General features: G+C 40.6%; 21 protein-coding genes and 1 pseudogene. 14 read left to right on the forward strand and 8 right to left on the reverse strand.

Translation table 11 applies throughout. The annotated features are described in order from the left end of the window. The first annotated feature begins 35 nt into the window (after positions 1-35). Both ATS76_RS01785 and ATS76_RS01790 read left to right on the forward strand, forming a co-directional pair. Positions 36-1,397: a hypothetical protein gene (locus tag ATS76_RS01785; protein WP_058550801.1), complete on the forward strand. Its 1,362-nt coding sequence runs from the start codon at positions 36-38 to the stop codon at positions 1,395-1,397. Between the two features lie 117 nt (positions 1,398-1,514). Further along, positions 1,515-4,157 (forward strand): DUF2339 domain-containing protein, encoded by a 2,643-nt coding sequence (locus ATS76_RS01790; RefSeq protein WP_058550802.1) that lies wholly within the window; start codon positions 1,515-1,517, stop codon positions 4,155-4,157. A gap of 89 nt (positions 4,158-4,246) precedes the next feature. On the opposite strand, the gene ATS76_RS01795 is transcribed toward ATS76_RS01790, so the two are convergent. Next, positions 4,247-7,687, reverse strand: a complete 3,441-nt coding sequence (locus tag ATS76_RS01795) for a PAS domain-containing hybrid sensor histidine kinase/response regulator (RefSeq protein WP_058550803.1) — start codon at positions 7,685-7,687, stop codon at positions 4,247-4,249. 413 nt (positions 7,688-8,100) lie between these two features. Here ATS76_RS01795 and ATS76_RS01800 point away from each other — a divergent pair, with 413 nt between their 5' ends. From ATS76_RS01800 to ATS76_RS01855, 12 genes and pseudogenes are all read left to right on the forward strand, one after another. Beyond that, entirely contained in the window at positions 8,101-8,364 is a 264-nt protein-coding gene (locus tag ATS76_RS01800; RefSeq protein ID WP_004586074.1) for a DUF4212 domain-containing protein, read from the forward strand. Positions 8,365-8,374: 10 nt separating this feature from the next. After that, entirely contained in the window at positions 8,375-10,099 is a 1,725-nt protein-coding gene (locus tag ATS76_RS01805; protein WP_058550804.1) for a sodium:solute symporter family protein, read from the forward strand. Positions 10,100-10,204: 105 nt separating this feature from the next. After that, positions 10,205-12,043: a DUF294 nucleotidyltransferase-like domain-containing protein gene (locus tag ATS76_RS01810; RefSeq protein WP_058403107.1), complete on the forward strand. Its 1,839-nt coding sequence runs from the start codon at positions 10,205-10,207 to the stop codon at positions 12,041-12,043. Positions 12,044-12,050: 7 nt separating this feature from the next. Continuing rightward, entirely contained in the window at positions 12,051-12,674 is a 624-nt protein-coding gene (locus tag ATS76_RS01815; RefSeq protein ID WP_058550805.1) for a 3'-5' exonuclease, read from the forward strand. A gap of 151 nt (positions 12,675-12,825) precedes the next feature. Beyond that, positions 12,826-13,558, forward strand: a pseudogene (locus ATS76_RS01820) (SIMPL domain-containing protein). 26 nt (positions 13,559-13,584) lie between these two features. After that, positions 13,585-13,845, forward strand: coding sequence for a hypothetical protein (locus ATS76_RS01825; RefSeq protein WP_058550806.1), 261 nt, complete (start codon positions 13,585-13,587; stop codon positions 13,843-13,845). Positions 13,846-14,002: 157 nt separating this feature from the next. Further along, on the forward strand, positions 14,003-15,019 hold the full coding sequence (epd, locus tag ATS76_RS01830; protein ID WP_058550807.1) for an erythrose-4-phosphate dehydrogenase: 1,017 nt from the start codon (positions 14,003-14,005) through the stop codon (positions 15,017-15,019). 68 nt (positions 15,020-15,087) lie between these two features. After that, the gene (locus ATS76_RS01835) at positions 15,088-16,263 is read left to right on the forward strand and encodes a phosphoglycerate kinase (RefSeq protein ID WP_058550808.1); all 1,176 of its coding nucleotides are present in this window, start codon (positions 15,088-15,090) and stop codon (positions 16,261-16,263) included. 201 nt (positions 16,264-16,464) lie between these two features. Then, positions 16,465-17,529: a class II fructose-bisphosphate aldolase gene (gene fba, locus ATS76_RS01840; RefSeq protein ID WP_006791868.1), complete on the forward strand. Its 1,065-nt coding sequence runs from the start codon at positions 16,465-16,467 to the stop codon at positions 17,527-17,529. A 590-nt stretch (positions 17,530-18,119) separates the two neighbouring features. Beyond that, positions 18,120-18,809 carry a phosphate regulon transcriptional regulator PhoB gene (phoB, locus tag ATS76_RS01845; RefSeq protein ID WP_006791869.1) on the forward strand — a complete coding sequence of 230 codons (690 nt, stop codon included), beginning with the start codon at positions 18,120-18,122 and terminating at the stop codon, positions 18,807-18,809. Between the two features lie 60 nt (positions 18,810-18,869). Beyond that, positions 18,870-20,201 carry a phosphate regulon sensor histidine kinase PhoR gene (gene phoR / locus ATS76_RS01850; RefSeq protein WP_058550809.1) on the forward strand — a complete coding sequence of 444 codons (1,332 nt, stop codon included), beginning with the start codon at positions 18,870-18,872 and terminating at the stop codon, positions 20,199-20,201. A gap of 90 nt (positions 20,202-20,291) precedes the next feature. Then, positions 20,292-21,260 (forward strand): PstS family phosphate ABC transporter substrate-binding protein, encoded by a 969-nt coding sequence (locus ATS76_RS01855; RefSeq protein ID WP_058403099.1) that lies wholly within the window; start codon positions 20,292-20,294, stop codon positions 21,258-21,260. Between the two features lie 70 nt (positions 21,261-21,330). On the opposite strand, the gene ATS76_RS01860 is transcribed toward ATS76_RS01855, so the two are convergent. The 7 genes from ATS76_RS01860 to dksA form a co-directional block, all read right to left on the reverse strand. Then, entirely contained in the window at positions 21,331-21,567 is a 237-nt protein-coding gene (locus ATS76_RS01860) for a hypothetical protein (protein ID WP_058403098.1), read from the reverse strand. A 28-nt stretch (positions 21,568-21,595) separates the two neighbouring features. Next, positions 21,596-22,444, reverse strand: a complete 849-nt coding sequence (gene panC / locus ATS76_RS01865; protein ID WP_058550810.1) for a pantoate--beta-alanine ligase — start codon at positions 22,442-22,444, stop codon at positions 21,596-21,598. Then, positions 22,444-23,238, reverse strand: a complete 795-nt coding sequence (gene panB, locus ATS76_RS01870; protein ID WP_058550811.1) for a 3-methyl-2-oxobutanoate hydroxymethyltransferase — start codon at positions 23,236-23,238, stop codon at positions 22,444-22,446. Before panB ends, panC begins: the two co-directional genes overlap by 1 nt. 31 nt (positions 23,239-23,269) lie before the next feature. Beyond that, the gene (folK, locus tag ATS76_RS01875) at positions 23,270-23,755 is read right to left on the reverse strand and encodes a 2-amino-4-hydroxy-6-hydroxymethyldihydropteridine diphosphokinase (protein WP_058550812.1); all 486 of its coding nucleotides are present in this window, start codon (positions 23,753-23,755) and stop codon (positions 23,270-23,272) included. Positions 23,756-23,759: 4 nt separating this feature from the next. Then, a complete protein-coding gene (gene pcnB, locus ATS76_RS01880) occupies positions 23,760-25,181 on the reverse strand; it encodes a polynucleotide adenylyltransferase PcnB (protein WP_201023487.1) in 1,422 nt (473 codons plus the stop codon). A gap of 187 nt (positions 25,182-25,368) precedes the next feature. Continuing rightward, positions 25,369-26,271, reverse strand: coding sequence for a tRNA glutamyl-Q(34) synthetase GluQRS (gene gluQRS, locus ATS76_RS01885; protein ID WP_058550813.1), 903 nt, complete (start codon positions 26,269-26,271; stop codon positions 25,369-25,371). Positions 26,272-26,289: 18 nt separating this feature from the next. Beyond that, the gene (dksA, locus tag ATS76_RS01890) at positions 26,290-26,733 is read right to left on the reverse strand and encodes an RNA polymerase-binding protein DksA (protein ID WP_006791878.1); all 444 of its coding nucleotides are present in this window, start codon (positions 26,731-26,733) and stop codon (positions 26,290-26,292) included. Positions 26,734-26,993: the final 260 nt, after the last annotated feature.

The raw sequence follows: 26,993 nt of genomic DNA on the forward strand, positions 1-26,993 counted from the left end.
CGTAGAGGGGATATTAATAATAAGGAATCCCCTTGATGACCAACTCTCTTTTAAAAGTGGCTTTACCTCTTAGCTTACTTGGTGTTTTATCTGGCTGTGGCTCTGATGATAGCGCAAGCTCTACAGGCTATATTCAAATGTATAATGGCTCATACAACAGCCCTTATACGCGCTTATTTGTTGAAGAAACAGAACGCTCAGGTGCCGACTTTGCCGACGTAACCACGCGCCATAATTACAGTACTGGCACATTTGATGTTAGCTTTGAATATTTAGACGCTAACGATAGCTACATCACTATTAGCGATCAAGAAATTTCAATTAAAGGTGATAAAACGCAATTAGTCGTTATGAGTGGCGATTTCGCTGAACCCACTTTTACTGAATTAAGCGTGCCTATTAGTAGTGACACAGGCAAATTTAACCTTGGCTTTTTTAACATCACGGGTGAGGACACCAGCTACGATATTTATCTGGCAACAGACGATGGCGTATTTGAAAGCGCAACATTGTTTGCATCTGCGCAGTACTTAAATGAATTAGATTTACAAAGTGTAGATGAAGGTTATTACACTATTTTTATTACCCCTGCGGGCAGTAGCGATGTGGTTTATGAGTCATCGTCAGTTTATTTGTATGATGAGGCAAGCTACGTAGCCATTATTCGCCCAAGTTATGCCACCGAGTTAAGTGGTATCACGCTTGATGTAGTAACCGACAATAACTACGTTACTGAACTTAAGCATCAATCTGCATTAGGTCAATTGCGTTTTATTAATACTATTGATGACTACTCACCAGTTAGTTTTAGTGTAACGCGTGGCACTACAGCAACCCCAACTAATTCAGTTTCAAGTGACAGCTATACCGACTACGTTGAGCTTTTACCAAACAGTTATAGCGTGGCGATGTTTGATGAGCAAGGTAACAAGCTGGCCGATAACTTTTTAATGACCCTTGAACGTGAGCAAAGCGCGGTGGGTATTTTTTACAACGATGCAGATAATGGCTTGCGGATGATGAGTGTTGAAGAGCATTTAACACCAAGCAGTTATAGTCATACGGTGTCGGTTGTTAACCTTATTGAAAGTTACGCAGGACAGTCGGTAACTGATATTGATGTGTACTTTACCCTTAACGGTGAAACTGTTGAGGACACCAATAATGTAGTTGATGGCTTAGACCGCTACGATCAAGAAGAGCAAGTAGTCGATAACGAAATTTATACGGTGTACGCTGTTTTTGAGGATAATGGCCAGCAAATTGTACTCATTCAACAAAGCGATATGGACTTTACCCAAGAGGGAAATTACATACTCATTTTAGAGCATGATGAAACCACGGCATCGGGTTATAAAATGTCTTTAGAGCGCACAATTACAGACAGTGTTGAATAATAAAATGAGAGTTAAAAGCCTAAATACAGAGTGTATTTAGGCTTTTTATTGAACAAAATTTAACGGCTTAGTAATAATTAGGTACACTCAGAGCATAAAAAATAATAAGAGTGTGCCATGGATGATTTTATTGGGTTAATAGTGATAGTCATGCTGATTATTGCAACCGGTGCTTTGTGTGGATTAATTGCATTAATACAAGTAAACGGATTAAAGCAAGAAATTGCAGTATTGAGGGCTAAAGTAACTAAATTACAAGCCTCTAAAGCAGCGTCATTTAATAATGTACAGAGTGAAGTAAAAGCCCCTGACTCTAAATCTCAAGCCACTACTATAAATACCGAGCCAACTTTAGCCGTGCAAAGCGCTCACATTGGCGCGGCAAAACAAAAGCCTGTAGCGCCTAAAAAAGCTAAACCAGCCACGCCTTCATTTATTACCACATTGTTTGAAACATTACGCACTGGCTTTGAGCAAAACTGGATGACGTGGATAGGTGCAATAGCACTTGCCTTTGGTGGCATATTTTTAGCTAAGTACAGTTTAGAGGCAGGGCTTTTATCACCCGTAATGAGGCTTAGTTTAGGTGGCTTATTTGGTCTTGGCTTAATTAGTACTGCAGGTTACTTACATTATAAACGTATTGTTTTTGAAGGCTTTAACAATTACATACCTGCAGCACTTGCCAGTGGTGGTTTTATTACCTGCTTTGCGTTAACGCTTTTAGCTTACAGTAGCTATCAAATGCTTAGCCCAACAACCGCGTTTATTTTGTTAGCTATTATTGCCATAAGTGCGAGTGTAATGGCATTAACACTTGGCCCATTGCTGGCAGTGCTCGGAATTATTGGTGCTTACAGCGTGCCTATTTGGGTTAATACCGGCAGTAATAATGTATTTGCGTTATTTATGTATGTGGGCTTTGTTAGTTTGTCTGCCTCGTTGGTTGCTCAAAAAGTGCAGCGAGCTTGGCTTTGGTATTTATTATGGGCAGGGCACATTGGTTGGTATTTAGTCGGTTTTATTATTATGCAGATAAAAAGCGACACACTATGGCTGTTTGGTACCTTTGCGTTACTCAGTATTATAGGGCTCATTGTCATACCGCGTTTGGGCTTTAAATTAAGAAACATTGAACATCGTCCGCACTCTTTAAAACGCCTTGTAAAAGTATTACCCGATCACCTCTTATTATTGGCTTTTATAGTCCCGTTAATTTTTACCATGTGTATAAGCTATTACAATTTAGAATGGCAAACCATTGGTGTGTTAAGCATTGGATTGTTGTTATTTTTAGTACTCAAAAATAGTCGCTGGGATTTATGGCAAGGGCTGTCTCTTGTTATTGCTACGCTAATGGTTATAAGTGCAGAGCAAATGAATTCTTTATCTGCTTTTTTTGATGATGGATTATTTATATTTAAAAGCGAATACGGCTTAGGGTTATTGCTTGGTTTTGGTTTTATGGCCTACGGGCTTTATTTTGGTAAAAAACAGGTTAAACGATTAGCCTTTCATATTAGTGCGGCGTTTAGCGTTTTTGTAATGATAGGTACGTTATATTCACTTATTCCAAATAGCGCATTAAGTACTGCTTACCCTTTTTGGGCTTTTGTATTATTTGTTGTAGCGGCTATTTTAATTAAGTGTGCGCAGCATAATACAACGCTATTTCAGCGCTTTACTTATTGGGTAGGGGCAAACGCTAATATTACCTTAGCTATCACCATGCTATTAAGCGACAGCGGTTTAACCATTGCATTAGCAATTCAAGTATTGTTAATTAGTGTGCTTATAAAACGTTTTAATGTGCCTATGCCGCATTGGCCAATTAAGGCGTTAGTGGCTGCTTTAATACTGCGCTTAACGCTTGCGCCATGGACACCAAGTTACGAAGCGCTTACATTATTTGGCTTGCACTGGAGCGTTATTGTATATCCGCTGTGTACTGCATTATTTTTTGCCGCCGCTAAATGCTATAAAACATCACAATTACAAGTGTGGTTAGAAGGGGCCGCTCTTCATTGTTTTGCGTTATTTATTACTACCGAAACCAGTTACCAGCTAGTAGGGCATTACCCACAATTTGACTCGCTTAGTTTTTATGAGCAAGCATTACTTACGTGTAATTGGCTTGCGCTGGGCTGTGTTTATTTGCATCGCGCACGTTTTGCGGGGAGCTTAGCAAAACTGTATCAAATTGCAGGGTGTGTATTAGCAGGCGGGGCGGGTTTTATTTCAGTTAAAACACTACTCGACGATAACCCGTTATTAACCTCTATCTATATTGGTGAACTTCCTGTACTAAATTGGCTGTTTTTGCTTTGGTTAGTACCTGCAGGCTTAACGGTTTGGTTATATTCACTTATAAAACCTATAAACGCTAAGGTAGCGCCGTTTGTACTGGGTGTGGCAGGTTTACTTGGCTTAATTGCTATTAATAGTTTTATTCGCCAATACTGGCAAGGGCCTTATATTTATCTATCAAAAGGGGCCACTAATGAAGAGCTGTATAGCTACTCTATTATTTGGCTAATACTAGGCGCCGGTACGGTTATATTAGGGCACCTTAAAAGCCAGTTACTCATTCAAAAAATAGGCTTAGGGTTACTTGCAGCGGTAATTGTAAAAGTGTTTTTAATTGATATGGCTAATTTAACAGGGCTGTTAAAAGCGCTGTCGTTTATTGGTTTAGGGCTCTCTTTAGTGGGTTTAAGTTGGTTATTTCAAAAGCTTAGAAGCCGCTCAAAAGTTATATAATATTGATATTTTATAAAGCAAAGCCCAGTAATTATACTGGGCTTTTTACTTACTCAGCTTAGCAAAATCTGAGCAACTAACTAATAAAATTAAGTACTGTGATTAAGTAGTGCTTTTAACTTGCCTGGTTTAATAGGTTTACTTAAGTAATGAATATTAGCCGCTTTGGTTTCTTGTTTTAGCTCGGTGTCGCGCACTGCGGTAATTAAAATAGCCGGAATATCGCCTTGCCATATTTCTCTAAGCGTTTTAATTAAAGTGATGCCATCGCACTCATTGCCTAACTGATAATCCATTAAAATTACATCGGGTGCGCTATGTGCTTTAGCATGCGACATTACACTTTCTACATTATCGAACAGGGTATAATTGGCTTGCCACTTTTTAAGTAAACTTGCCATGGCTGCTAGGTTTTCTGGATCGTCGTCAACGGCAATAATATTTATTGCTGTGCGGTTTTCTATTAGGTTACTCGCTGCACTTTTTTGCTGTACAAACTGGGCGTCGCCGTAAGGTACGTCAATACTAAAGCGGCTTCCTTTATTTGGTACAGAATGCACACTTAGCGGCAAGCTAAGCAGGTCGGCCATACGCTTTACTACCCCAAGGCCTAGCCCAACACCTTTGTTATCGCCCGACTCGACACGGTAAAAATCATTAAATATTTTGGCTTGTTCAACGTCGCTAATACCAGGCCCTGTATCCCAAACTTCAATCCGTAAGCTGTGTTTTCGATTTCTACATGCAACTAATACACGGCCCGAATCTGTATATTTAACAGCATTAGACACTAAGTTTTGGATAATTCGGCGAAGGTAGGTAATGTCGCTATGGACAACTTGCGCCTTAGATCGCACGGTGAGTTTAAGGCCTTTATCGCTTGATAAAATAGCGTACTCACTTTTTAGCGGCGCTAAAATATCTTTAATGTAAAAGTGGCGCGGTGTGGGGGTCATTGCGCCTTGTTCTAGTTTAGCTATTTCGAGCAGGGCTGACATTAAGTGAACAGTTGAATCTAGGCTGTCACCAAGCTTGTTAAAGTTATTAGCATTAGTGACATCAAGTTGTTTTTCATCAATGGCAGCAAGGTATAAACGTGCAGCATTAAGCGGTTGTAAAATATCGTGACTCGCGAGCGCTAAAAACCGTGTTTTACTGTCGTTTGCTTGCTCGGCCTCTTTTTTGGCTAAAGTGAGTGCTTCTTCCGTTTGTACTCGGCTGTCTATTTGCGCTTGTAAGTCTTTATTGATAGTTTGTACTTCTTGGGTTCGTGCCTCAATACGGTTTTCAAGGTCCATGTTGATTTCTTCAAGGGCATTTTGTGTGCTTATGTGAGTTGTGATATCAGAAAAGCTCGTTACAAATCCGCCATCAGGTAGCGGATTACCTATCATCTCAAACACCTGGCCATTACGGCGATGACGAATAAAGTGATGAGAGCTGCCGTTTTTTAAATGCTGCACACGTTTTTCTATTTGGCGTTCTATTTCGCCAGGCCCACATTCACCGCGTTTAGCGTTATACCTAATAATATCTTCTATGGGTTGGCCAACTTCTAAAAAACCCTCAGGGTAGTTAAACATGGCACTGTAGCGCTTATTCCATGCCACGAGCTTTAAGTTTTTATCAACAACCGAAATTCCATGGCTTAAGTTTTCTAAAGAGGTAAATAATAGGTTTTGGTTGAATTGCAGCGCTTGTGTGGTTTCATCAAAAAAGTTAACAACCTCTTCAAATGCCATACGTTTTCCCGACGATACCGTATGAATGAGTGCTTGTGCAGATGACGCACCTAAAACACCGGTTAACGCGCGCTCGCAATAGGCAATAAATTCGGGCTCTGGGTGGGCGTTGTTGTCGTTTAAATGATGTGCAAGTGCATAATGTGCCAAAATTTGTTGGCTGCGTTGTATGCCCAAAAAGGTTTGCAGTAATATTTTAAAGTCGTAAACCGTGGCTTTAACATTTTTGTTTAAGCGGCGCGATAAAATGGCCTGATCTTTTGGGTTTACAAATGCAGCGGCCTGAATTTTGTCAATAAGACGCTCTTCAGCTCCCAATGAAAAGCTAATGTAGCAGCCAATATTTGCAAATAATGCTATTAATGTTCCTCGGGTTATTAATGTTTGTTGTAGTTCACTATTTAACGTATTACCGGCGTCTAAAATGGGGAGCATTAAAAACAGCACCCAGCAAGTTATACCGGCTAAAAGGCCTGCATACACACCATAGGCATGGCCTTTTCGCCAATATAACCCTCCCACTATTGAGGGCAATAATTGAGTAACCAACGAAAAGGCAACTAAGCCCATACTGGCCAGTGCGCTGCTATGGCCAAACCATTGCTGATAAAAGTAAGCCAGTATTAAAATACCGGCAATGGTAAAGCGCCTGACTAATAAAATTTGTGCCTTATAGCTGGTGGTAATTAAATTTCGCTTAAACTTTCGGCGAAGTATTAATGGCAGTACAACATCGTTAGAGATCATGGTACTTAGGGTCAGTGTTGCAACCACAATCATGGCCGTTGCAGCCGATAAGCCACCAATAAATACAAAGGTCGTTAAAAAGGCGTTGTCGTTAATTAATGGCAGTGCCAGTACAAAGCTATCTGGCGAATAGCCAATACCAATGCTTGGGTGAATAGCGGCAGTGGCTATAGGTAAAATCATTGCTGCGGTTAGCAATAAATAAAGCGGAAACGCCCAGCGAGCGGTGTTTAAGTGTCGCTTATTTTGGTTGTCGACCACGGTTACATGAAACTGGCGTGGTAAACAAATAATAGCCGCCGCTGCCATGAGCGATTGGCCAATAAAGTTAAAACTAAAAAAGTTAAAGTTGCTCCAGTGCGACCAAGCAGATTCAGTCAACTGGGACGATGTAGCCTCGGGTAGATTAAACAACGTATAAATTGCTAGCCCTGCCACAGCCATTAATGCAAAAAGTTTGATTAAAGATTCGAATGCAACAGCTAGCATTAATCCAGAGCGATATTCGGTTACGTCTACTTTGCGGGTGCCAAAAAATATTGCAAATAATGCCATGATGAGTGTGGCAGAAAGTGCCAGCATATCACCTGATATTTTATTGCTGTTTTGCAATAGCAAAAAGCTAGTGCTTAGCGCTTTAAGTTGTAACGCAATGTAGGGGATTGTTGCCAGCAGGGCAATAAGAGTAACCATAATAGCGGTGGTTTGGCGTTTGCCATACCGCGCTGAAATGAAGTCAGCAATGGTGGTAATGTTTTGTTTTTTACTCACCAAAACGAGTTTACGCAAAAATCCTTGCCCGAAAAAAAACAATAAGGCCGGTCCTAGTAAAATAGGTAAGTAGCTCCAACTGCTGGTGGCCGCGGTACCTACTGAGCCGTAATAGGTCCAAGAGGTACAGTAAATACCAATTGCAAACGAATACACAAAAGGGTGATGACTAATACGCTTCGCCAAAGGCGTGGTTTTATCACCCCAGTTAGCGAGCCAAAACAGTACCCCTATATACCCTAATGCAACAATTATCAGAACGGCAGTCATGTTGTTATTAACCCTTATTATTTTTAAATGCCCCTCAACCCAAGAGGCCATTACACAATACCAGAACTGAGCTTAAGTGTGAGGGCTGATTTTATATTGTTTAATAAAACTTAAGTTTATCTTACTGAATAATAACAATAAAAAATAAAATCGGCCGCGTATTAGACTAATGTCGCATTTATGAGTTGCTCGGTAAATAGGCAACAAACATAGCAGGTGCTATGAGCGTAACATGCTGATATTAAATAAAAATAACAGCTTTCATCAGGAAGGTTAAATACAGTTTACGTAAACGTTAATTAGCTGTTACGACTATGGTCTCAATTCAATATGTGAGCTGCGTTGCTAAATTGATTAGCGAAGATAAAAAACCACCCATCGCGATACTGCGGTGCTTAAAGGGGAAAATAAAAATGGCTTTTAAAGACGAAGAACAAGCAAAAGCTTATTGGGCAGAAAACATTTCACTACTGTTTAAACTACTAGCAGTGTGGTTTGTGGTCTCATTTGGCTTTGGCATATTACTGGTTGATGTACTTAATGAAGTACGTTTTTTTGGGTTTAAACTTGGCTTCTGGTTCTCCCAGCAAGGCGCGATTTACACCTTTGTTGCTTTGATTTTTGTGTACGTTTTCAAAATGAATACGTTAGATAAAAAATACGGCGTAGACGAATAGGAGCTAAGCAATGGATGTTCAAACACTCACATTTATAATTGTCGGTTTAAGCTTTGCGCTTTATATCGGCATTGCAATTTGGGCCCGTGCGGGTTCAACTAACGAATTTTACGTAGCGGGCGGCGGCGTGCCTCCACTTGCTAATGGTATGGCAACCGCAGCCGACTGGATGAGCGCCGCGTCGTTTATTTCAATGGCGGGTATTATTTCGTTCGCAGGGTATGATGGCGGCGTTTACTTAATGGGGTGGACAGGCGGCTATGTATTGCTCGCTATGTGTTTAGCGCCTTACTTACGTAAATTCGGCAAATTCACGGTGCCTGACTTTATTGGTGACCGTTACTACTCGCGCACAGCACGTTTAGTCGCAATTTTATGTGCCATATTCATTTGTTTTACTTACATTGCAGGGCAAATGCGCGGCGTAGGCGTTGTGTTTTCTCGCTTTTTAGAAGTAGAAATTGAAACCGGTGTTTACATTGGCATGGTGATTGTATTCTTCTATGCGGTTCTTGGCGGCATGAAGGGCATTACCTACACGCAAGTAGCGCAGTATTGTGTACTTGTATTTGCCTACCTTGTACCGGCTATTTTTATCTCGATGATGATGACAGGTCACTTTTTCCCACAAACAGGCTTTGGAGCCACATTGAGTGACGGTTCGGGTATGTATGTACTTGATAAGCTTGATGGGTTAAGCGCAGAACTTGGTTTTGCACAATATACCGAAGGTTCAAAAAGTATGATTGATGTATTTGCCATTACGGGTGCATTAATGGTGGGTACTGCAGGTTTACCACATGTAATTGTTCGCTTTTTCACTGTACCACGCGTGAAAGATACGCGTATCTCAGCAGCATGGACGTTAGTATTTATTGCTATTGTTTACACTACAGCACCGGCGGTTGCCTCATTTGCACGTGTAAACATGATTGACACAATCAATGGTAAAGATGGCAGCGGTACAGCATATGCAGAAGCGCCAGCATGGATCAAAAACTGGGAACGCACAGGCCTAATCACGTTTAATGATAAAAATGGTGACGGCAAAATGTTCTACACAGCGGGTAAAATCGAAGATCCAAACAGCGCAAACGAAGTAAAAGTAGACCGCGATATTATGGTATTGGCTAACCCTGAGATAGCTAATTTACCAGCGTGGGTTGTTGCACTTGTAGCCGCAGGGGGGATTGCTGCAGCACTATCGACAACAGCGGGTTTACTACTGGTTATTTCGACTTCTGTTTCACACGATTTACTTAAACGAACTCTTAAACCCGATATTAGTGATAAACAAGAACTACTGGCCGCTCGATTAGCTGCGATGGTTGCTATTGTTATATCCGCTTACTTTGGAATTAACCCACCAGGCTTTGTGGCGTCGGTGGTCGCGTTTGCCTTTGGTTTAGCGGCGGCGAGTTTCTTCCCGGCTATAATTATGGGGATATTCTCTAAAACAATGAACAGAGAAGGCGCAATTGCTGGCATGGTAACGGGTATTGGCTTTACCGCCGCGTATATTATCTTCTTTAAATTTGTGAGCCCAGAGCTTAACAGCCCTGAGAACTGGTTCTTAGGTATTTCGCCAGAAGGCATTGGCTTAGTTGGTATGGTTATTAACTTTGTTGTTGCTGCCGTAGTACTTAAATTTACTCAACCAACACCTGTTGAGATACAAGAAATGGTAGAAGGTATTCGTAATCCTAAAGGATCGGCAGAAGCGCACGCGCATTAAGCCAACTTATATGTAAAGTACCAAAAGCCTGACTTTAGTCGGGCTTTTTATTTGTATAAATAATGAGTACATTGGTGCTGTGTATACTTTTTAGTGAGTGTAACAATGAGTGTAGAACAACAAGAAGTGGCCCAATATGTTTATCTTCAGGCGCCATTTAGTATGCTTGATAGCAGTGCTTGCGACTATTTTGTAAATCATCTCGATGTTATTTATTTAACGCGAGAAAATCAGGCGCAGTGGCTGCAAAGTGAACACCCAAAGCTATTTTTAATTCGTTCAGGCCTTTACGATTTAGTTGATGCAAAAGGCAATGTGGTGACGCGTTTAGCGCAAGGTGATTATTTTGGTTTTCCTTCGCTTTTAACTGGCGAGGCCATTCAAAATAAATTGGCAGTTCAAAAAGAGGGCATAGTGTATATGCTCAACCAAGAACATTTTGATTTTTTACGCCGAGAGTACAAACCGTTTGAGCAATATTTTGTTAGAGCTCACGCAAACCGTTTACTCTCATCACATTATAAAAGTAAAAACGACAGTTGGTCAGAGCGCAGAATATCTGAACTCATGACACGCACAGCCATTACACTTTCGCCCGATGCGAGTATTCGCCAAAGCGCTAAAAAAATGAAAGAGCACGGTGTATCGTCAATCATGGTTATTCAACATGCCCATTTAGTTGGAGTGGTCACAGACCGCGATTTGCGTAATCGTGTGCTTGCCGACGAAGTAGACCCACAAGATGCAGTTAGTAGCATAATGACCACAAATCCTAAATTTATATTTGAAAACAACCGTGTTTTTTCTGCACTACATTTAATGCTCAAATATAATATTCACCACTTGCCAGTGCTTGATGAAAGCCATAATCCTATAGGTATGCTTACTAGCACTGATTTACTGCGCCAACAAAAAAGTGACCCTGTGCAACTCATTGGCCGCATTTATAAAGCGCATAACGTAACCGATTTAAAACGTTACGCCAAAGAAGTACCCGATTTACTTAAGAGCTTTTCTCATAATATCGACGATATTTCACTTATTGGTAAACTACTAAGTGGATTAACCGATGCGCTAACATCGCGCTTGATAAGGTTATTTCAAGAAGATCATGGTGCAGCGCCAACCAGTTTTAGCTTTATATGTTTTGGTTCACAGGCACGAGAAGAGCAAACACTGCACTCGGATCAAGATAACGGCCTACTGCTTCCCAACGATTTAACCCAAGAACAACATGCTTATTTTAAAAAAATGGGAGAGTTTGTTTGTGAACATTTAGTTGAATGCGGTATTAGGCGTTGCCCTGGTAACATTATGGCAAGTAGTGATTTATGCCGCATGAGCGTAAACGATTGGTCGGAGCGTTTTTTTAAATGGATAAAAAGCCCAACTCCCGAAGCCATGCTTAACTGTAAAATATTTTTTGATTTACGTTTCATAGAAGGATCAAATTCGTTATACACCGCATTTTGTGAGCAATTAGTGCGCATATCGCGAAACGATTTATTTTATGCTGCCATGGCGACCGATATAAATAACAACAGTGTGCCCATAGGGTTGTTTAACAAGTTTAAAACACAAAAAGATGACAACAACCATAAATACATAGACTTGAAAAAACGCGGTGTGGTGATTATTAACGACATTGTGCGTTTATACGCATTAAAAGCCGGTATCAAACGTGCTAACACTCAAGAGCGCCTAGAAGCATTATTAAAGTATAACCTCATCAATAAAGACGATATTTACAACTTAAAAGACTGTTGGCGTTTTTTAACCCAACTGCGCTTAAGTACACAAATAAATGAAGAAGGGCTCCCAAGTAACTGCATAAACCCTAACAAGTTAAACTCATTAGAGCGTCATCAGCTTAAAGAGGCTTTTTATTTGGTAAAACAAGCACAGCAGGGCGCGGCGTTTAAATTTGCGCGAGGCAGTTTGTGAGGCTCTCATGGTAAAAACGCTACTTACGCGGTATATAAAACGCCGTCAACTACTGGCACAAAATGCATTATCGCAGCGCTATTTAGTTATTGATTTAGAGCTTACGGGGCTTGACCCAAAACAGCACGAAATAGTATCGGTTGCATGGGTTTTGATTGATAATCAATGTATAAAAATGAGTGAGTCGCAGCATTTTATTAATAAAGACGTAAAAAGCCTAGAACAAAGCCCTGTTTTTCATGGCATTAGTAACGAGGCCATTACTAATGGGCTTAGCTTAAACAGTATTTTAAAAAGCTTAAGCGCCCATTTTAACGATTGTATTTTAGTGTTTCATAATGCAGCTCTTGATTGGGGATTTTTAAAAGTTGCTTTAAAACAAGCCAATATAACCACCCGCCCTAAACTAATACTCGACACCCTCCACATAGAAAAAAAGCGGCTACTTAACCAATCAACTGAAATAAAACAAGACGATTTAACCCTAAAGGCATGCCGCACTCGCTATGAGTTACCAAGCTATCATTGCCATCATGCGCTTACCGATGCACAAGCGACAGCTGAGCTGTTTTTAGCCCAATGTCATCAAATAAGTTGTGGTAAAAAACTAAAAGTAGGTGAGTTGACGTAGGTTGGCTGGCTGTAGGCAGGGGGATGCCGCGCGAGATAAACTCCCGCTTACAATAAAGAGCAGTTTACTTTTATAGTTATTAGTATGAATATAGGTACAGTTATATCGTCATTATTTAACTGATTACTCCAAGTTACTCCAAGGAACGAATATGAAACTTATTATTACTATTTTTCTACTCTTTTCACCACTTATCACTTTTGCTAATTCAAGCGTGCCTGCTAATCGCCATATTGCAGTGCAGGGTACTGCAGAGGTATTAGCAAAGCCCGATATGGCTCAAGTTTCTTTTGAAGTAATAAGCTTTAAAGACAAATCACTTGATGCTAAACGTGATGTTGATGACCGAGTGAATTTGTTACTCAAAGGGTTAAGCAAGTATGGTGTTAAGGAGACTGATGTTTCCGCTTCAAGCCTGTTAACTCATAATGATGACGATATATTTAATGTTGAGAGTGGTACAGCAATTAATGCAGGGTATGTAGCAACAAGAACACTTAAAGTAACATTAAGAGATATTGAAAAAAGTGAATGATTTTATCGATTTTGCACTAAGTGTAAAAATTAATGAAGTGACGAATATTGAGCTTATGTCTTCAAAAGCTGCGCAATTAGAAGCTGAAGCAACTCAAGGCGCAATAGAAAACGCTATAGTTAAAGCAAGCGAGCTTGCTAAAGCGTTTGGGGCAGAACTTGGAGAAATTTACAGTATTAATTCAAATTCTAACCGTTCAAGTTATGGTTATGGCGCAGATAGTTTTGAGCAAATAGTTGTGACCGGCTCTAAAGTTACTAGAAATCCATTTAAGCAAGGTAGATACCTGCAAGAAACGATTACATTTAAATCATCTATAAACGTGGTGTTTGACCTAGAGATAAAATAACAATTAGGGTAGGAGGCATTAGAGAAATGGAATTAAATTATTTTTATATTGGGTTTGGTGTCATTGTATTACTGAACGTCATCGTTAGTATTCTTCTGATAAAGCGCGATGATTTAGAGGTTTTTCAAAAAGTAGTGCAAGTAATATTGGTTTGGTTAATTCCGTTTTTTGCTGCGGTTGGCTTATGGTTATTTTATCGCTCACAGGATAAGCCCAAAAGTCCGCCTAAAAGCTTTGGTGGAGGAACATCTTCTGGTACGAGCACATACAACGGCAGCGGGCTATGAACAAGTTTTAATGCGAGTGATAGGAGGTTATTTTAAACGTTAATTTAAAGTTTCTGATCGCCCCCTCTTATAATCAGGCGCAAGGTCGATTACAATACAACCATCTAAAAGGCACATAGCCTTTATCTGCACGCTAAAAGAGTGGATTTTATATTTCATGGCAATCAAACTTGCAATTAATGGTTTTGGTCGTATTGGTCGAAATATTGTCCGCGCGTTATACGAGTCAGGTTTGAGCAATGAGATAAAAATTGTTGCGATTAACGAACTTGCTGACCCTGAAGCTATTGCTCATTTATTAAAATACGACACGTCCCACGGTCGTTTTTCTTTTCCTGTAAAACTTGGTGAAGACACCATTAGTGTGGCAGGCGATACCATTGCACTTTTTTGTGAAGAAAACCCAGTAGAGTTACCTTGGCAAACTCTTGATGTAGACGTTGTACTTGAATGTACCGGTGTTTATCACTCGCGTGAGCATGCACAATTACACATTACAGCGGGCGCCAAAAAGGTGTTGTTTTCGCATCCGGCTGATAACGACGTAGATGCCACTATTGTTTACGGCATAAACGACGATGAGCTTAAAAGCGAGCACACTATTGTATCTAACGGCTCGTGTACTACTAACTGTGTAGTGCCAGTTATAAAGGTTTTAGATGATGCGTTTGGTATTGAGTCGGGGGCTATTACCACTATTCATGCGTCGATGAACGATCAACAAGTGATTGACGCGTACCATCATGATTTACGCCGTACCCGCGCTGCGAGTCAGTCTATTATTCCGGTAGATACAAAACTTGCGCGTGGTATAGACCGCATATTACCTAAATTTGAAGGCCGCTTTGAAGCTATTGCTGTGCGTGTACCAACAATTAATGTTACGGCGATGGATTTAAGTGTAACGGTTAACGCCGATGTTGATTTAAATGCAGTAAATAATGCACTCAAAGCACAAGCGAAAGACCGCTTAGAAGGTATTTTAAGTTACACCGAAGAGCCGCTTGTATCGGTTGATTTTAATCACGATCCACATTCTTGTATTATTGATGGCACACAGACACGTGTTAGTCACAAACGGCTGATAAAGTTACTTGTTTGGTGTGATAATGAGTGGGGATTTGCAAACCGTATGCTCGACACCGCGCGTGCGATGGTTGCTGTAAGCCACTAATTTTATATTTAGTATAATAATTTAAAACGTATTTTTCAGGTTCAGTATCGTTAACTAAGGAGATATTCATGTCGGTCATAAAAATGGCAGATTTAGATTTAAACGGCAAACGCGTATTAATTCGTGAAGATTTAAATGTACCAGTTAAAGCAGGTAAAGTGACGTCAGATGCGCGTATTCGCGCTGCACTACCTACTATTAAATTAGCGCTTGAGAAAGGTGCTAAAGTAATGGTTATGTCACACCTAGGCCGTCCTACGGAAGGGGAATACGATGAAGAATACTCGCTTGCACCTGTAGCTGACTATTTAAACGATGCCTTAGAGCAAACAGTACGTCTTGAAAAAGACTACTTAAATGGCGTAGATGTAGCTGATAACGAAGTGGTTGTATTTGAAAACGTGCGCTTTAATAAAGGCGAGAAGAAAAACGATGAAGCGTTATCAAAACAACTTGCAGCATTATGTGATGTATACGTAATGGATGCCTTTGGTACAGCTCACCGCGCACAAGCCTCTACTCATGGCGTTGGCTTATTTGCAGATGTAGCCTGTGCTGGCCCATTACTATCGGCTGAACTTGAAGCACTAGGCAAAGCACTTGATAACCCTGCACGCCCATTAGTGGCTATTGTTGGTGGTTCAAAAGTTTCAACTAAACTAACAGTATTAGACTCGCTTTCTAAAATTGTAGATCAGCTAGTAACAGGCGGCGGGATTGCTAATACGTTTATTGCAGCTGCAGGCAACCCGGTAGGTAAATCACTTTTTGAAGCTGATTTAATGGATGAAGCAAATCGTCTATGTGCAGCAGCTAAAGCAAACGATGGTGAAATTCCAGTTCCTACCGATGTAGTAGTAGGTAATGAGTTTTCAGAGTCAGCAGTTGCTACGCTTAAAGATGTAAGCGAAGTGACTAGTGACGATATGATTTTTGATATTGGCCCAGATACTGCCAGCCAACTTGCTAAAATTATTGCAAATGCTGGCACGGTGGTATGGAATGGTCCTGTAGGTGTATTTGAGTTCGATCAGTTTGGTAACGGCACACGTGCTATTGCTCAAGCAATTGCTAACTCAAAGGCATTTTCAATTGCGGGTGGCGGTGATACCTTAGCTGCAATTGATAAATACGGCATTGCCGATAAAGTTTCTTACATTTCTACCGGTGGTGGTGCGTTCTTAGAGTTTTTAGAAGGCAAAAAACTTCCAGCAGTGGAAATGCTAGAGTCGCGCGCTAAATAAATTTATTTAGCCGTGTAAGGTGGGGGGAAACCCTCGCTGACAATTAGTTATTAAATACCTCTCACCCTAATTTAATAACTGATTTTGACGTAATTTTACTGCTGAGCAGTGATTTTTCGTGGTGTTATTTAAACGCCAAACTAACATATCCGTTCAAACTAGATAGCAGTGAAATGTTATCGATAAATTGGAGAATACCCAATGGCTTTAATCAGTATGCGACAACTTTTAGATCATGCAGCTGAGCATGGTTACGGCGTACCCGCTTTTAACGTGAATAACCAAGAGCAAATGCGCGCAATAATGGAAGCGGCTGACAAAACAAACAGCCCAGTAATCGTTCAAGGATCAGCGGGCGCACGTGCTTACGCCGGTGCACCATTTATTCGCCATATGATTTTAGCAGCCGTTGAAGAGTGGCCACATATCCCCGTAGTAATGCATCAAGATCACGGCACCTCACCGGGTGTTTGTCAGCGTTCAATCCAACTTGGTTTTTCATCAGTAATGATGGATGGCTCGTTAATGAGTGATGGTAAAACGCCTTCAAGTTATGAATACAACGTAGAAGTAACACGCGAAACCGTTGCGATGGCGCACGCCTGTGGTGTATCGGTTGAAGGCGAGTTAGGTGTGCTTGGCTCACTTGAAACAGGTGAAGCGGGCGAAGAAGACGGTGTAGGCGCAGAGGGTAAATTAACGACCGACCAAATGCTAACTGACCCTGAAGAAGCAGCAGATTTTGTAAATAAAACCCATGTTGACGCCCTTGCTATTGCGTGTGGTACATCGCACGGGGCTTACAAATTTACGCGCCCACCAACGGATGATATTTTAGCAATTGATCGCATTAAAGCCATTCACGCACGTATTCCTAACACGCACTTAGTAATGCATGGATCGTCGTCGGTTCCACAAGAATGGTTAGAGATCATAAACCAGTACGGTGGCGAAATTCCTGAAACCTACGGTGTACCAGTTGAGCAAATTGTTGAAGGTATAAAGCACGGCGTTCGTAAAGTAAATATTGATACCGATTTACGTTTAGCGTCTACCGGTGCTATTCGTCGTCATATGGCGCTTAACCCATCTAACTTTGACCCGCGTAAATACCTAGCAGAAGCTACAAAAGCGATGACAGAGATTTGTGTTGCGCGTTACAACTCGTTTGGAACAGCAGGGCAGGCTGGTAAAATTAAACCAATTTCTCTTGATGACATGCACCTTAAGTACTTAAGCGGCGAGTTAGCACCACAGATTAAATAATCGATCGATTTAACTGATCAATATATAAAGGCCAGTAATAGTATTACTGGCTTTTTTATTGCCTGCCAAGAGCAGATCATGCAATTACTAACGGTATTATTTGGGATCACTCATTTACTAACACAGGTTGTTTTGGATCATTACTTTACTAAGTAAACGTAATTTTTAGCTTTATTTAGCATTAAAAATAATCAGATCTTTTTTTATTTGTACAAACAATCAACAGCTTAACTTTTTGAGTAGGTAGAGTATTGATCTCAACATTGATCGCCTTGGTAAAAATCTGATCTTTGAAGTTAAGCTTAGTAAAATCCAGATCTATTCAAACCTGAGTAATTGCAAACAAAGGCAGACTGAGTAAAGCAATGATCTGAGTATTCGATCATATTAAAAAGTTAGTTTTTGTTAGGTGTTAAAAATGTCGTTAATTAATTTTTTAAAATATATAAATTTATGACAGCAATGAGGTTTTTATTATTAATTTGGCTTTTTTTTACCCCGATTTTAATTTACACGTTACACTTTCATAAAAATGTAATACTTAGTCATAATAATGAAAACTTATTCGATAGCTTAAGAGATAAATTGGAATGTCACGTAAAGTACTAGTCGTAGACGACGAAGCACCTATCAGAGAGATGCTTGTTTTTGTATTAGAGCAAAATGGATTTCAGGCAATTGAAGCTGAAGATTATGATTCTGCTATTGCTGCAATGGTTGAGCCTTACCCCGATATGGTATTGCTTGATTGGATGTTGCCTGGCGGAAGCGGTATTCAAATTGCTAAAAAGTTTAAGCAAAACGAACACACGCGCCAAATACCTATTATTATGCTTACAGCCCGCGGCGAAGAAGAAGACAAAGTACGTGGCTTAGAAGTAGGTGCTGACGATTACGTGACTAAACCGTTTTCACCAAAAGAATTAATGGCGCGTATTAAAGCGGTTATTCGTCGTGTGTCGCCAACCTCTTTAGAAGAAGCTATTGAAGTGCATGGCTTGCGTTTAGACCCAATTTCCCACCGTGTTACTTCTGAAGGAAATGAGCTTGATATGGGCCCTACAGAGTTTAGGCTCCTTCACTTTTTTATGACTCATCCTGAACGGGTTTACAGCCGTGAACAATTGTTAGATCATGTGTGGGGAACCAATGTGTATGTTGAAGATCGTACTGTTGATGTTCATATTCGCCGTTTACGCAAAGCAATTGGCCCGTTAGGACACGATCGTTTGGTTCAAACCGTGCGTGGTGCAGGGTACCGTTTTTCAAGTAAACTATAACCTACTTAAACACCAGCTTAGTTTTATACGTGTATAACTACTCTAAGGTAAAGTGAGTGTATGTATCGAGTTGTTAATAAGCAGGCGTTAATAAAACGTCTGTTTATCTATTTTTTACCCTTACTATTAATTGGTGTGCTAATTGGCGCACCTTTTTTGCTTTTATTTTTAGGCTCTTTTTCACTTCTTGTTTGGCATTATCACCAATTATACCGTTTAAGCGATTGGCTTTTAAACCAGCGCAGTTTTAATCCGCCTGAAGGGGAAGGTGCATGGGAGCAAGTGTTTGAAGGCATTTACCACCTACAGCACCGTAACCGAAAAAAACGAAATGAACTGGCCGATTTAATTAGGCGATTTCGTGATGGGGCCGAAGCGGTACCCGATGCCGTTATTGTGCTTCAAAACGATTTAAGCATTGTGTGGTGCAATCAACTGGCGCTTAAAGTGTTAGGACTTCAGTGGCCAACCGATCATGGACAACGCTTAGATAACTTAATACGCGAACCTAAGTTTGCAAAATATATGCACAAAGGTAATTTTGACGAAGCATTAGAGCTTGATAACGGTCATGCTATTGAACAAGTGCTTGAGTTTAGAGTAATGCCTTATGCAACCACACAGCTAATGGTTGTGGTGCGCGACGTAACCCGTTTAAAGCAGCTTGAACAAATGCGTAAAGACTTTGTTGCTAATGTATCGCATGAGTTGCGTACGCCGCTTACGGTGGTTACAGGTTACCTTGAAATGATGGACAGTGATAACTTACCGCCCCCAGCAATGTGGAATAAAGCACAAACTACCATGCTTGAGCAGTGTAAACGCATGGATAGCTTGGTAAGCCAGTTATTATCTCTTTCCCGCATAGAAGGCTCACGCCGACAAGATAAAGATAAAGCCATTAATGTGCCCCAGTTACTGGGTTATATTCAAACTGAAGCGCAGTCAATTAACCAAGATAAAGGTCACGAATTAATATTCGATATAGATAGCACACTCGACATTAAAGGTTCTGAAGATGAACTACGCAGTGCGTTTTCTAACCTAGTATTTAATGCTATTCATTACACTAAACCAGATGGAAAAATACAGGTTAGTTGGCTTCGTAAAAATAATATGGCTTGTTTTACTGTTATTGATAACGGTGATGGTATTGCTGCAGAGCATATTAACCGACTTACTGAGCGCTTTTATCGTGTTGATAAAGCACGAAGCAGAACCACCGGTGGCTCAGGTTTAGGGTTGGCAATTACAAAACATGTATTAACACGACACGATAGTAAATTAAATATTACGAGTGAAGTGGGTAAAGGCTCTTGTTTTTCTTTCTATTTTTCAACAGATAAGATTGTTGATTTGATAAATAAACAACAAGATTCAGTAAAGTCATAAAATTGTCATTTAAGAGTCATATCATTGTCATGTACTCGCTTTAGAGTGAGCAGCAGTTAGAAAATGGGACGAACAAATCGGAGAACCCACATGAAATTTAAAAACTTAGTTGCCGCAATGGGTGTGGCTGTTACAACTTTCGTATCTGCTCAAGCAGTGGCTTTAGATCAAGACATTCCTGAGTATCAAAAAATCAGCGGCGTATCAGGCAACTTTTCATCAGTAGGTTCTGACACTTTAGCTAACATGATGACGTTTTGGGCTGAAGAGTACAAACGTATTTACCCAAATGTAAACATTCAAATTCAAGCGGCAGGTTCTTCTACAGCACCTCCAGCATTAACCGAAGGTACGGCTAACCTAGGTCCAATGAGCCGTGCAATGAAATCAAAAGAAATCGAAGCGTTTGAAAAACGTTACGGTTACAAACCAACGGCAGTTCGCGTAGCGATTGATGCACTTGCTGTTTACGTACATAAAGATAACCCAATTGAAGGCCTTCGTATTGACCAAGTTGATGCTATTTTCTCATCAACTCGTAAATGTGGTGCGCCAGAGCAAGTTAACCGTTGGAGCGATGTAGGCCTTGAAGGTAGCTGGGCAGCTCGTGATATTCAATTATACGGACGTAACTCTGTATCGGGTACTTACGGTTACTTTAAGAAAAAAGCACTGTGTAAAGGTGACTTCCGCAACAATGTAAACGAGCAACCGGGTTCTGCGTCTGTAGTACAATCAATTTCGTCTTCATTAAATGCAATTGGTTACTCAGGTATTGGTTACAAAACGTCAGGTGTACGTACAGTTCCATTATCTAAAAAAGGTACTAACTTTGTTGATGCAACACTTGATAACGTTGCGCAAGGCAAATACCCACTTTCTCGCTTTTTATACGTATATGTTAATAAGCACCCAAATAAAGCCTTGTCTCCAATGGAAGCTGAATTCTTAAAAATGATTCTTTCAAAAGACGGTCAACAAATTGTAGAAAAAGACGGTTATGTGCCTCTTTCTGCAAAGTTAGTTGAAGTAGAGCTTAAAAAGCTAGGTTTAAAATAATAAATCTAAGCAATAAAAAAACCGCTCATTGAGCGGTTTTTTTGTGTCTAAAATTTTAAGCTTGGGGGAATTAAATACCACCTAACTTTTCAGCGCGTGCTTTACATTGATTGTATGTTTCTACACATTTTGCAGAGCACACTTGTTGCTTAAGACCTTCAGCCGTTGTTTGTTGATCACAGGTGCTTTCGCAGCGAAAATTTTGTTGAGCACATTGGTTCATCTCAGCATTTTCAACGTGATTCTGACAACCCGCTAAAACAAAAAAAGTGAGCGCAACTACGCTTGTTTTTATTAATATATGCATTTTTAATCCTTAAAGTGAGCTCAATAAATTAAATATCGACCTGCATGTTGTCAATTAATCTAACAGAGCCTAGAAAGGCTGCGGCTAAAATAACAAAATGGTTATCATCGAGTGTAGCAGTTTTTAAGGTATCTCGTTGAGCTATCTCAAAATAGTCAGGCTTTAAGCCTGCTTGCTCTAGGCTATGTTTAGCGTGAGTTTTAAGCGCGGTGAAATCTTTATTGCCTTGTTTAAGCTGCTCGGCACAATGGGTTAGCGCTTTAAATAAAGCGGTTGCTGTTGTTTTTTGTTCGTCTGATAAGTAGCCATTACGTGAACTCATTGCCAAACCAGATATTTCACGCATGGTGGGTACGCCAATAATTTCAACTGGTATAGATAGGTCGCGAGCCATCGTTTTAATCACTTGCAGTTGCTGAAAGTCTTTTTCACCAAAGCAAGCGTAGTCAGGTTGCACCAAGTTAAATAGCTTAGTAACAACCGTAGCAACGCCTTTAAAGTGCCCAGGGCGCGAACCACCACAGTACCCAAGCGACACGCCAGGTACGTCAACAAAGCTCTGCTCGCCAAGCCCATTTGGGTAAATTGTGTCTACACTTGGGGTAAATACTATATCAGTGCCTAACTCTGCAAGGCCTTGTTTATCTTCTGATAATGTACGGGGGTAATTATCTAAATCTTCGTTAGCACCAAACTGCATCGGGTTTACAAAAATGCTAACAACCACTTTGTCGGCTACGTTTTTTGCTTTTTCAACGAGTGAAAAGTGTCCTCGATGTAAGTTGCCCATTGTTGGCACAAACGCCACACTTAAGCCGGCTTGTCGCCAGGCTTTAATTTGACTACGTAGTGATTTAATTTCAGTAATTGACTGCATTATTTAAACTCATGTTCAGCACTTGGAAAAGCGCCACTTTTTACATCGGAACAATATTTTTGAACAGCCGCTGGCATGTTACCAGTTTCTAATAAAAAGTTTTTTGAAAATTTTGGAATATAACCTGCCGAGATACCGACTAGGTCATGCATTACTAATATTTGACCGTCGGTAACATTACCCGCACCAATACCTATCGTTGGAATACTCAGCGCATCAGTGATTCGCTTTGCCAATACACTAGGAATACACTCAAGTACCAATAATTGTGCGCCAGCAGCTTCTAATGCTTTGGCGTCTTCAATCATTTTTTGTGCTTTGTCTTCTTCGCGGCCTTGGATTTTAAAACCGCCAAATACATGCACCGACTGTGGTGTCAGCCCTAAGTGCCCACACACAGGAATACCTTGTTCAGTAAGCGCTTTAATGCTGTCGTAAAGCCATTCACCACCTTCAAGTTTTACCATGTTTGCACCTGAACGCATAAGTTCTGCGGCATTTTTACAGGTGTCGTTAACGCTTGAATAAGTCATAAATGGCATATCGGCAATAACAAATAATTCACGGCTTCCTGCACGTACACAGCGAGTATGATAAGCAATATCCTGGTTGGTTACGCCAAGGGTGTCATCACCGCCTTGAAGCACCATACCTAACGAGTCACCGACTAAAATAACGTCAACGCTATTATCATGAAATAACTTTGCAAAGCTCGCATCGTAAGCGGTTAATGCCGTGATTTTGTTATTTTCTGCTTTCATTTTATTTAAAGTAGAAACGGTTATTTTAGACATAATATTCCTCGCAGGCATAAGCCTTGGTTAATTACAGAGGTAATTGTTGTAAGTCGTTGAGCGGTAAATTAGTTGCAATGGTTTTTAGTGCAATCCCGCTAGGTAAAATAAGTTCAGGCGCAAGTTCAAGCAACGGATACACAACAAACTCGCGCTCGTTCAAGCCATAATGGGGCACAGTCAAGCGTGCGGTATTAATAATTTTATTGCCAAACAAAAGGGTGTCTATGTCTAGCGTACGTGGACCCCAACGTTCGGCTTTTCTAACACGGCCATGCTTAAGTTCTATTTCTTGGGTTAAATCAAGTAGCTGTTCTGGTTTAAGGTGGGTATTAATACAGGCAACAGCGTTAACGTAGTCTGGCTGGTCTTGTGGCCCCATGGGCTTACTTGCGTAATAATGAGACACGCTTACAAGCTCGCTATGCGGCAGATTTTTAAGTGCCGCAACCGCATTATCAAGCTGCTTTTTAGGTGAGTTTAAGTTTGCACCTAATCCTAAATAAACACAGTTCATGTTATTACTCAGCTGGCTTTCTTGGTGCGCGGCGACGAGAGCGTTTACGCGGTTTTGGACCACCTTGATGACCTAAGTTTTTAACCATGTCTTTTTGACCGTTAATATCTTGGCTAAGGTATTGAGTCCACCACTGTGCAAGCTCTTCATGCTCAGTTTCACCTGCATCAACGCGCAGCAATAAAAAGTCGTAAGCGGCTTTAAAGCGGGGTTGTTGCGTTAACCTGTATGCACGTTGGCCTGCACGTTTATCTAAGCGATGTTGAATGTGCCAAATATCGCGAGCACCCAGTGTAAAGCGTTTTGGCACAGCAATATGTTGGGCGCTTTCGCTAAGTACTTTATTCATTGCTTGTGCAAATGCATCGTACTCGCTAAGTTGTTCTTCTGCTTGAAGCTTTTTGGTTATTGCTAAAAGCGGGAACCACAGTAGTGCGGCAAAAATAAATGCAGGTGTTACTTTTTTATCAGCGTTTATGCGTTTGTCGGTATTTTGAAACATTTGCTGAACAAAGGCATGCTCTAACCCACTAGGGTTGGCTTCTAAAATTTTATCAAGCGCTGGAAATAGCGCACGGAAAAGCCCGTATTGGCGAAGCATTAAAAAGTTAGCTTCAGCTTTACCGTTTAAAAACAGTTTTAGCACTTCTTCAAACAAACGCGCCGGTGGAATGTTATCAAGTAAGCTGGCAAGCTCGCTAATCGGCTTTTCGCTATTAGGCGCAATGCTCATATCAAGCTTTGTTGCAAATCGTATAGCGCGTAACATACGCACTGGATCTTCACGGTATCGTGTTTCGGGATCGCCAATAAGCTCTATTTGCTTTGCTTTAATAGCGGCCAAACCATTGGCGTAATCGTGAATGCTAAAGTCGTTAATTGAGTAATACAAAGCATTAATTGAAAAATCGCGGCGCTCGGCATCTTCTTCAATGCTACCAAATACGTTGTCACGTAATAATTGCCCTTCAGTACTTGATTGGCTTATTTGGTTTTTAGACTCAGGCGCTTCGTGATGGCCACGCATAGTTGCCACTTCAATAATTTCGCGGCCAAAAACAATGTGCGCTAAACGAAAGCGGCGACCAATTAATCGGCAGTTCCTAAATAGCTTTTTAACTTGGTCGGGTGTTGCGTTAGTGACTACATCAAAGTCTTTAGGTTGTTGGCCTAACAATATATCGCGAATACAACCACCAACCAGGTAGGCATCGTAGCCACCGTCTTTTAATCGGTATAACACTTTGATTGCATTTGGGCTAAATTGTTTACGAGAAATACCATGCTCACCGCGTGTGATTACTAATGGTTCGCTGCTTACAGAGGCATTTTCAGCACTCGTATTTGGGCCGATTATCTGTCGGCAAAATTGAAAAAGCTTGGAAATAATAATCCGTCTCCTAGAAGGTGTTGATTGGCATGTCATTGCAATCAAAAACAACCGCAAATAGTGGTATTAAACCCCAATACTTACTGTCTTACTCAAATAGCACATATTTAGGCGGCTATCATATACCAGCAGGGTTTAAAAATTAAGTTGATGTGTTGAAATTAAGCTGTTTTTCGCGATTTTATTTACATAGTTTAGTAAATTAGTTGACTTGAGTTGTTTGCTACTGAGAAATTTGTATTTCAGCAACTTTAGGTACTTGCTTTAACTCAAAGGTATTTACACCCCATTCAACCAGCTCCTCGGTGGTTAAATCCATTAAATCAGCATGAGTTGGCAAGTCTAAAAATTCAAAGGCACTTATTAATGCGGGTTTTGGCTCTATTTTACTAATTGCAGGGGCGTAGTTTTGTTTAGACAGTTTAAAGCCCGGCTTGGCAACGGCTAAAGGTAAGTGGGCAAACTCAGGGATAGGATGATTGAGCTGTTTAAATAAACTGATTTGTCGTGCTGTGGGTTCTATTAAATCGGCGCCTCTAACAATGCGATTTATGCCTTGATCAATATCGTCAACAACAACCACTAATTGGTAGGCAAATAAGCCATCACTTCGTTTTATTATGTAATCTTCGTGGGCCAGCTCACTACAAACACTAATATCACCTTGGATCAGATCGTTAAAATATGTGGTTGCATGGCATTGTGTTAAACGAAGTGCGCCTGAATCGGTTGAGTGCCCAAGATTTTTACACTGACCTTGATAAATTCCACCCAATGCTTTTATTTGTTTTCGGCTACATTGGCAGGCATAAACACATTTTTGATTTTCAAGTGAGCTGACGACGTCTTGGTATAAATCGAGCCGTTTGGTTTGATAAACAACCGGTTCATCCCAGTGGAGGCAATAGGCTTGTAAGGTATTTAGGATATCGGTGTCGGCATCTTTTACCACTCGAGTGGTGTCTATATCTTCGATACGGACGAGCCAAGACCCTTTATTTGATTTTGCATCAAGGTAGCTGCCTACAGCCGCAACAAGTGAGCCAAAATGAAGTGGCCCAGAAGGAGACGGTGCAAAACGACCGCGATAGTTGCGCATAGGCGCAGTAACGGCTGCAGGTGACATGCTAATTAATGAGGTTAATTAGCCGCGTCCAGCTTGTTTTTCTTTAATTTCTGCAAGTGTTTTACAGTCTACGCATAAATCAGCAGTTGGTCGCGCTTCTAAGCGGCGAATACCAATTTCGATTCCACAAGACTCACAAAAGCCAAAATCATCTTCTTTAATTAAAATAATTGTTTTTTCAATTTTTTTAATTAATTTGCGTTCGCGGTCACGAGTGCGAAGTTCTAAAGAGAACTCTTCTTCTTGTGCAGCGCGGTCAACTGGGTCAGGAAAGTTAGCAGCTTCGTCTTGCATATGCGACTTTGTACGATCAACTTCGTTACGTAAATCGTTACGCCAAGTTTCTAAAATCGTTTTGAAATGAGCACGTTGTGCTTCATTCATATACTCTTCGCCTGGTTTTTCTTGGTATGGTTCTAAACCGGCTTGAGCCAATAAACCATGTTTCTTTTGGTCTGGCATAACTCTCTCCTAAATCCTTAATTTAATGCCTCAGCATTAGCCGGCGGTATAAATAACAGAAACTTATAACCTAGGCAAATTTATTTTTAATTATACGAATTAGCTTCAACCATGCTTTGCGAGTAAAAAGTGCGTTAATGATGGTGCTTAATTAACTAACTTACTGGTTTGTAAAACTTGCCTTTATATATAGGCAAAATTTTAAAATACAAGGCTAACTCTGGAATTGATTTTTATTGCATCAATCATTTTCATCGCGT

The organism is Pseudoalteromonas sp. 10-33, assembly GCF_001469195.1.
In the GTDB taxonomy this organism is placed as follows: domain Bacteria; phylum Pseudomonadota; class Gammaproteobacteria; order Enterobacterales; family Alteromonadaceae; genus Pseudoalteromonas.

Coding starts and splice junctions, on each gene's coding strand:
- ATS76_RS01835 (WP_058550808.1), top strand. CDS start 15,088: ATGTCGGTCATAAAAATGGCAGATTTAGATTTAAACGGCAAACGCGTA.
- ATS76_RS01810 (WP_058403107.1), top strand. CDS start 10,205: ATGAGTGTAGAACAACAAGAAGTGGCCCAATATGTTTATCTTCAGGCG.
- epd (WP_058550807.1), top strand. CDS start 14,003: ATGGCAATCAAACTTGCAATTAATGGTTTTGGTCGTATTGGTCGAAAT.
- phoR (WP_058550809.1), top strand. CDS start 18,870: ATGTATCGAGTTGTTAATAAGCAGGCGTTAATAAAACGTCTGTTTATC.
- ATS76_RS01860 (WP_058403098.1), bottom strand. CDS start 21,567: ATGCATATATTAATAAAAACAAGCGTAGTTGCGCTCACTTTTTTTGTT.
- ATS76_RS01800 (WP_004586074.1), top strand. CDS start 8,101: ATGGCTTTTAAAGACGAAGAACAAGCAAAAGCTTATTGGGCAGAAAAC.
- dksA (WP_006791878.1), bottom strand. CDS start 26,733: ATGCCAGACCAAAAGAAACATGGTTTATTGGCTCAAGCCGGTTTAGAA.
- ATS76_RS01785 (WP_058550801.1), top strand. CDS start 36: ATGACCAACTCTCTTTTAAAAGTGGCTTTACCTCTTAGCTTACTTGGT.
- panB (WP_058550811.1), bottom strand. CDS start 23,238: ATGTCTAAAATAACCGTTTCTACTTTAAATAAAATGAAAGCAGAAAAT.
- ATS76_RS01825 (WP_058550806.1), top strand. CDS start 13,585: ATGGAATTAAATTATTTTTATATTGGGTTTGGTGTCATTGTATTACTG.
- pcnB (WP_201023487.1), bottom strand. CDS start 25,181: ATGACATGCCAATCAACACCTTCTAGGAGACGGATTATTATTTCCAAG.
- ATS76_RS01790 (WP_058550802.1), top strand. CDS start 1,515: ATGGATGATTTTATTGGGTTAATAGTGATAGTCATGCTGATTATTGCA.
- panC (WP_058550810.1), bottom strand. CDS start 22,444: ATGCAGTCAATTACTGAAATTAAATCACTACGTAGTCAAATTAAAGCC.
- gluQRS (WP_058550813.1), bottom strand. CDS start 26,271: ATGTCACCTGCAGCCGTTACTGCGCCTATGCGCAACTATCGCGGTCGT.
- phoB (WP_006791869.1), top strand. CDS start 18,120: ATGTCACGTAAAGTACTAGTCGTAGACGACGAAGCACCTATCAGAGAG.
- ATS76_RS01795 (WP_058550803.1), bottom strand. CDS start 7,687: ATGACTGCCGTTCTGATAATTGTTGCATTAGGGTATATAGGGGTACTG.
- folK (WP_058550812.1), bottom strand. CDS start 23,755: ATGAACTGTGTTTATTTAGGATTAGGTGCAAACTTAAACTCACCTAAA.
- fba (WP_006791868.1), top strand. CDS start 16,465: ATGGCTTTAATCAGTATGCGACAACTTTTAGATCATGCAGCTGAGCAT.
- ATS76_RS01815 (WP_058550805.1), top strand. CDS start 12,051: ATGGTAAAAACGCTACTTACGCGGTATATAAAACGCCGTCAACTACTG.
- ATS76_RS01855 (WP_058403099.1), top strand. CDS start 20,292: ATGAAATTTAAAAACTTAGTTGCCGCAATGGGTGTGGCTGTTACAACT.
- ATS76_RS01805 (WP_058550804.1), top strand. CDS start 8,375: ATGGATGTTCAAACACTCACATTTATAATTGTCGGTTTAAGCTTTGCG.